General features: G+C 65.3%; 6 protein-coding genes. 5 read left to right on the forward strand and 1 reads right to left on the reverse strand.

Translation table 11 applies throughout. The features are described 5' to 3' along the window. Window positions 1–250: 250 nt before the first annotated feature. The gene (locus tag Q7514_RS33010; RefSeq protein ID WP_330137378.1) at window positions 251–1,219 is read left to right on the forward strand and encodes a carbohydrate kinase family protein; all 969 of its coding nucleotides are present in this window, start codon (window positions 251–253) and stop codon (window positions 1,217–1,219) included. Window positions 1,220–1,291: 72 nt separating this feature from the next. Here the strand turns inward: Q7514_RS33010 and asnB are convergent, their stop codons facing one another. After that, window positions 1,292–3,217, reverse strand: coding sequence for an asparagine synthase (glutamine-hydrolyzing) (asnB, locus tag Q7514_RS33015; RefSeq protein WP_330137379.1), 1,926 nt, complete (start codon window positions 3,215–3,217; stop codon window positions 1,292–1,294). A 307-nt stretch (window positions 3,218–3,524) separates the two neighbouring features. On the opposite strand from asnB, the gene ctaC reads away from it, so the two are divergent. The 4 genes from ctaC to Q7514_RS33035 all read left to right on the forward strand — a co-directional run bounded on the left by ctaC (window position 3,525) and on the right by Q7514_RS33035 (window position 6,396). Next, entirely contained in the window at window positions 3,525–4,580 is a 1,056-nt protein-coding gene (gene ctaC, locus Q7514_RS33020; protein ID WP_330137380.1) for an aa3-type cytochrome oxidase subunit II, read from the forward strand. A 30-nt stretch (window positions 4,581–4,610) separates the two neighbouring features. Then, window positions 4,611–5,027, forward strand: coding sequence for a cytochrome c oxidase subunit 4 (locus Q7514_RS33025; protein WP_054716393.1), 417 nt, complete (start codon window positions 4,611–4,613; stop codon window positions 5,025–5,027). A 237-nt stretch (window positions 5,028–5,264) separates the two neighbouring features. Next, entirely contained in the window at window positions 5,265–5,507 is a 243-nt protein-coding gene (locus Q7514_RS33030) for a recombinase family protein (RefSeq protein ID WP_330137381.1), read from the forward strand. A gap of 427 nt (window positions 5,508–5,934) precedes the next feature. Then, on the forward strand, window positions 5,935–6,396 hold the full coding sequence (locus Q7514_RS33035) for a hypothetical protein (protein ID WP_330137382.1): 462 nt from the start codon (window positions 5,935–5,937) through the stop codon (window positions 6,394–6,396). The last annotated feature ends 184 nt before the right edge of the window (window positions 6,397–6,580 follow it).

The following is a 6,580-nucleotide window of genomic DNA, read 5'->3' on the forward strand; positions in this document are numbered from 1 at the left end:
GCATGTCGCCCAGGAACTCAACGGCCGACCACGCAAGACGCTCGGCTGGGATACTCCAGCCGAGCGTCTGCGTGATCTAATCACCACCTATTGACAGGCAGTGTTGCGCCGACCCCTTGAAACCGCCTAACCGTGCCGGGGCCCTGACGTGTCCGGCGGGTACCGTGAGACCGCTGCGGCCGTCATTCGATGCGCCGTACCGCCCGAATCTCGACTCCCGGACTTCGACAACGCGGAAAGGCTCGTCCACGTGACCATCGCCGTGACCGGCTCCATCGCCACCGACCACCTCATGCGCTTTCCCGGCCGATTCGCGGAGCAGTTGCTCGCCGATCAGCTCGCGCACATCTCCCTGAGCTTCCTCGTCGACGACCTCGTCGTCCGCCGCGGCGGCGTGGGAGGCAACATTGCCTTCGCCCTGGGTGTCCTCGGTGGTGCACCGGTCCTGGTGGGGGCCGTGGGCGCCGACTTCGCCGAGTACCGCGGCTGGCTCGAGCAGCACGGTGTCAACTGCGAGGCGGTTCATACGTCGACAAGTGCGCACACCGCCCGCTTCGTGTGCACCACCGACGAGGACATGGCGCAGATCGCCTCCTTCTACCCGGGTGCGATGTCCGAAGCCCGCGAGATCTCTCTCGCCGGCGTCGTCGAGAAGCACGGAGTGGACCTCGTGCTGATAGGCGCGAACGATCCCGACGCGATGATCCGCCACACCGAGGAATGCCGTGGGCTCGGCATTCCGTTCGTCGCAGACCCGTCGCAGCAGCTCGCTCGGCTCGACGGCCGTCAGGCGGAGGCGCTCATCGACGGCGCCGAGTACCTGTTCACGAACGAATACGAGTGGGGTCTGCTCAAGCAGAAGACCGGTCTGACGGACGACGAGATCCGCGCCAAGGTGGGGATGCGCATCACCACCCTCGGTGGGGACGGCGCCCGCATCGTCGACGCCGACGGTAACTGGGTCCAGGTCGGCGTGGTGCCCGAGCGTGCCAAGGTCGATCCCACTGGTGTCGGCGACGCGTTCCGTGCCGGCTTCCTCCTCGGCCACCGTGCCGGACTCGACGTCGAGCGGGCGGCACAGCTCGGGTCGCTCGTTGCCGTCCACGTCCTGGAAACCACCGGTACGCAGGAATGGGTCTTCGACCGGGCCGACGCACTCAAGCGTCTCGCCGATGCGTACGGCACCGTTGCCTCGGACGAGATTGCTGCGATTCTCTGACGGACCGACAACGACTGTGGCGCCCCTCCCGACGGTGGGGCGCCACAGTCGATATGTGCGTGTGCTGCCGATTCAGAGCTCGACGGGGTACGCAGGTTCCTGGATCTGCGGCACGATGCGTTTCTCCACGAAAATGCCGTGCCAGATCATGAACACCAGCAACGTCCACAGTCTCCGGCTGTGATCGATCGGGCCTTCACGATGTGCATGCAGCATCTTCGTGATCGCCGCCTTGTTCAGGATGTGATCGGTCTGGGACTCGGTGATCACCTGGTGTGCCCAGTCGAAGAGCTCGGTTCCGGCGAGCCAGTGGCGCATCGGCACCGGGAAGCCGAGCTTCGCGCGATGCAGCACGTGCGGCGGGACGATGCCTTCGAGGGCCTGTCGAAGTGCGTACTTCGTCGTCTGCTTCGTGATCTTCTGGTCCAGCGGCACCTGGGATGCAACTCGGAACACCTCGGAATCGAGGAACGGAACCCGCAGCTCCAGTGAGTTCGCCATCGTCATCTTGTCGGCCTTGACGAGGATGTCGCCGCGCAGCCACGTGAACAGGTCGAGGTGCTGCATCCGTGCAACAGGGTCCCACCCGGCGGACTGAGCGTAGATCGGTGCGGTCACGTCCTGATGCGTCCACTCCGGCCGGAACTCGCGCAGCACCGAGCGCAGCTGTGCGTCGTTGAAGCTGCGCGCGTTGCCGTAGTACCGCTCCTCGAGGGGCATCGATCCGCGGTGGAGCAGGCTCTTTCCCCGGGTGCCCTCGGGGATGCGGTCCGACAGCGTCCCGGCGGCACGACGCAACGGCGACGGCAGGTACTCGAACGGCTTCAGTGACAGCGGCTCGCGGTAGATGGTGTAGCCGCCGAACAGTTCGTCGGCCCCCTCACCCGAGAGCACCACCTTCACGTGCTTGCGGGCTTCCCGCGCGATGAACCACAACGGCACCAGCGCAGGATCGGCGACGGGGTCGTCGAGATACCAGACGATCTCCGGGATCGCCGCGGCGAACTCGGCGGGGGAGACGACCCGCACGATGTGCCGAGCCCCGATGGCCTCCGCGGATTCCGCCGCGACGTCCACCTCCGAATATCCTTCGCGCTCGAAGCCTGCGGTGAAGGTGATCAGGTTCGGGTTGTGTCGCTTGGCCAATGCTGCGATGGCGGTCGAGTCGATGCCGCCGGAGAGGAACGAGCCGACCGTCACATCGGCGCGCATGTGCTTGGCGACCGAATCCTCGAGAGCCTCGGCGATCTCGCGGTAGCGATCCTGCTCGCGTCCCGCTGCGAACGGACGCACCGGGAAGGTGGGGATGAAATAGCGGGTCGTCTCCGGCTCGGAACCGGGCCGTACGCGGGCATAGGAGCCGGACTCGAGACGCGTGATCCGGCGGTGCAGGGTTTCGGGTTCCGGCACGTACTGCAGCACCGTGTAATGCTCGATCGCGCGTTCGTCGAGTTCGGTATCGATACCGATGACGTCGGCGAGTTCGAGCAGGCTCTTCTTCTCGCTGCCGAACGCGGTGCCGGCGGTACCCGTTGCGAGGAACAACGGTTTGATACCGAACGGGTCGCGTGCGAGGAAGAGTTCGCGCGTCTCGGTGTCCCAGATCGCGAACCCGAACATTCCCCGCAACCGGCGTACCGCGTCGGCACCCCAGTAGTGGTACGCCGCGACGATGGTTTCGCTGTCACCCTCGGTTGCGAAGTTCGCGCCGTGCTCGTCGGCCAGTTCCTTGCGCAGTTCGAGGTAGTTGTAGGTCTCCCCGTTGAAGGTCAGCGCGTACCGGTCGGGCTGCTCCGGCGGTCCCCAGCGCAGCGGCTGGTGTGAGTGGGCGATGTCGATGATCGACAGGCGGTTGAAGCCGAAGACGAGATCGGCGTCGTGCCAGGTGCCGTGTTCGTCCGGTCCGCGGTGGCGCAGGCAGTGCAATGCGTCGCCGACGCGGGAGACGGCGTCGTCGCTGGTGCCTTCGTTGGTCAGAAACCCGAGCAGTCCGCACACGGAGTTCGGTACCTCGATTCCAATCGGGATGAGTCGATCCCACGACGTTCACAGCGCATGGATGCGGGAACTCTGAGCCGGGATCCGACGTTGGTCACTGTGGAGTATGCCGCAGATCGCCGATCGAGTTGTTCATCGGGATCGCACAAAACACGTCGTCACCCGCGACTGCACCCGGCCGATCCATTCGATGCGACACGATCTTCGTGCCCCGAGGATGGATAGTGGTCGGCTTTGGTCTACGCTGCGTAGTAATTGGGTCTGCCCTTCGGGTGTGCCCTAATGGAATTGCGGCGATCAGGAAGGCGTGAACGTGGCGCAAGGTCGGATCCTTCGGCGGTTCGGGCTCGCAGCATCACTCGGCATTGCAGCCTTGGTGTTGACGGGGTGCTCGAGCGAAGAAGTTCTTCGTTTCGGCTGGCCGGAGGGTGTTACTCCCCAGGCCGAGCGTATGCGCGAGTTGTGGACGTGGTCGGTTCTCGCCGCCCTCGTGATGGGCATCCTCGTGTGGGCCCTGATATTTTGGACGATCTTCTTCCATCGTAAGAAGAAGAACTCGCCGGAGTTCCCGCGGCAGACGGCATACAACGTCCCGCTCGAACTGCTGTACACCGCAGCGCCCTTCGTGGCGGTCTGTGTCCTCTTCTACTTCACGGTCGTGGTGCAGAACTACGTGCTCGAGAAGGAAGAGAACCCCAACGTCGTCGTCGACGTCACCGGGTTCCAGTGGAACTGGAAGTTCGGCTACCGCACTGTCGACATGGGTGGATCCGTCTACGACGGAGCGGATCAGGAAGCAGAGGAGGCGACGGCGTCCGAGCCGTTCGATCCGGAGTCGGCCGGCCACGATGCGGAGCCGGGCCCCATCCATGGCGCCGGTGTCTCGGATCTGTCGTACCTGAACTACGACAAGATCGAGACCGTCGGCACCACCGAGGAGATTCCCGTCCTGGTGCTCCCGACCGGCAACCGGATCGAGTTCAACCTCGCATCGTCGGACGTCATCCATGCATTCTGGGTCCCCGAGTTCCTGTTCAAGCGTGACGTGAACCCGAACCCGCTGAACAACAACTCCGACCCGGTGTTCCAGATCTCCGAGATCGAGCGAGAAGGTGCGTTCGTCGGCCGCTGCGCCGAGATGTGCGGCACTTACCACGCGATGATGAACTTCGAGGTGCGTGCTGTGTCCCCGGAGAAGTTCACGGAGTACATCGAGTTGCGTAAGCCCGTCGAGGACGGTGGCGAGGGTCTGACCAACGCCCAGGCGCTCGAAGCGATCGGCGAGTCGCCCGTCGCGATCACGACCCACCCGTTCAAGACCGACCGCACGGACCGCTCGGCGAGCGTCGCTGCGGGCGAGTGACACCTCTCATCGACAAGGACAAGTGCTGAAATGAATCTCGAAGCCAAGATCTTCGAACTCGTCACGGTGTTCTTCGTGCTCGTCGCCATCGTGTACGGCACCTTCACGGGGCTGTCGGACAAGGGCATCGAGTGGGCAGGTCTCACCGCGCTCGTGCTGTCTGCAGGGCTGACGCTCATCATCGGAACCTACTTCCGCTTCGTCGCTCGCCGTCTCGATACGCGTCCCGAGGACTTCGAGGACGCGGAGATCAGTGACGGCGCGGGCGACCTGGGCTTCTTCAGCGCCGGTAGCTACTGGCCGATCCTGCTGGCCGGCGCAGCCGCGTTCGCTGCCATCTCACTGGCGTTCTTCCAGGGCTGGCTGATCGTGGTCGCGGTAGTGCTCGTCATCGGTGCGTCGGCAGGCCTGGTGTTCGAGTACCACCTCGGCCCCGAGAAGCACTGATCGCTTCCTGAGCTCTCTACGGCGGGCGCCGCACCCATAACGGGTGCGGCGCCCGCCGTCGTTCATGTCGGAGGACATTCGGGGGTTCGGCTCGGATGAAGGACGAGTTCTCCACTGTTCACCCCTGAGCCCTTGCACCTGGAGATGGGACGGCGGCATGGACCAGGTCGACGTGGCCGATGCTCGACCTGACAGCCCCGTGGTGTACGCGCAGGTGTGTCGGACTGCTCTGTGAGCATGATCATCGTGGAGTGCCGCGACCGCCGGACCAGGCTCGGAGCCGAGCGTCCGATCGCGGCCCTGTTTGCACAGGGCCGCCGGATCGTGGCAGGCGACCATGGCCGGAACCACGATCCGATGCGGAACATGATCGAGGTGCTGACCCCGATGTGTGCCCGCCTCCACGACCACAGCCGTGCGCGCTGTCGTGCGATGCGCACCACCACCACGACCACCACCGCGCGGCCGGAGGTCGTGTGATGGCTCGGTTCGAGGTCCCGGAAGGGTGGACGGCGCAGGCCTACCGATACGGGCTCGACCCCCGCCCCAGTCCGGCGCAGGTGCGGGCGTTCCGGTCTCATGCCGGAGGTGCCCGGAAGGTGCACAACACGATGCTCGCGCCGGTGAAGGCGGTGATGGACCAGCGGCAGGCCGAACGCTCCTACGGCATCGCCGGGGACGAGTTGACGCCGGCGTCGGGATGGTCACTGCCCGCGTTGCGCAAGCAGTGGAACGCCCGCAACCATGAGGTGGCGCCGTGGTGGGCCGAGAACTCGAAGGGGGCCTACAACACCGGCCTCGATGTGCTCACTCGGGTATTGGACGCCTGGTCGAAGTCCCGCAAAGGAAAGCGGGCCGGGAAGGCGATCGGCTTCCCTCGCTTCAAGACCAAACGGTCCCGCCGGTCGTGCGGTTCACCACCGGTGTCCTGCGCGTCGAGCCCGACCGGCACCACGTCACCCTCCCGAGACTGGCACGGATCAACACCTGCGAATCCACCCGCAAACTCGCCTGCCGCATCGAGGCGGGCACCGCCCGGATTCTGTCCGCCACCGTCTCGGAGGATTCGGCCGGTCGGTGGCATGTGGACTTCCAGGTTCTTGTGCACCGCGCGGTCGAGGTGCGGGGGCACGTCGGGGCGGGTGAGCCGGTGGTGGGTGTTGTCGACGTCGGCGTCGGCGTCAAGGCCGACTCGCTGATGATTGTTGCGACGCAGGACGGACGCGAACTCGGCCGGTTTCCGGCACCGAAGTCGCTGACCGCCGCGCAGGCCCGGTTGCGGGCCTTGCAGCGCAGGGCCGTCCGTCAGGTTGGCCCGTACGATCCGTCGACCAAGACCATGATTGCTCACCGGAAGGCAACGGCATGAGCGGGTGGTGCCCCACGCACGCGGCCTCGAAGACGAGCAGAGGGCCCCGGACCGGATCGGCGGGTTCACATGATCGTCGCAACACTCTCAACGAGAGGTTGCGACGATCATGTCGTTTACGGAGGACCGCGACCGGTTCGGTGACCAACTGGCACGGCTGATCGATGCCGGGGTTCCGGTGAAA

Origin of the sequence: Rhodococcus artemisiae, from assembly GCF_036327795.1 — a bacterium.
Classification (GTDB): Bacteria; Actinomycetota; Actinomycetes; order Mycobacteriales; family Mycobacteriaceae; genus Rhodococcus; species Rhodococcus artemisiae.

Bases quoted from the DNA above. Each gene is read 5' to 3' on its own strand.
- Q7514_RS33025 (WP_054716393.1), top strand. From the start codon at position 4,611: ATGAATCTCGAAGCCAAGATCTTCGAACTCGTCACGGTGTTCTTCGTG.
- Q7514_RS33030 (WP_330137381.1), top strand. From the start codon at position 5,265: ATGATCATCGTGGAGTGCCGCGACCGCCGGACCAGGCTCGGAGCCGAG.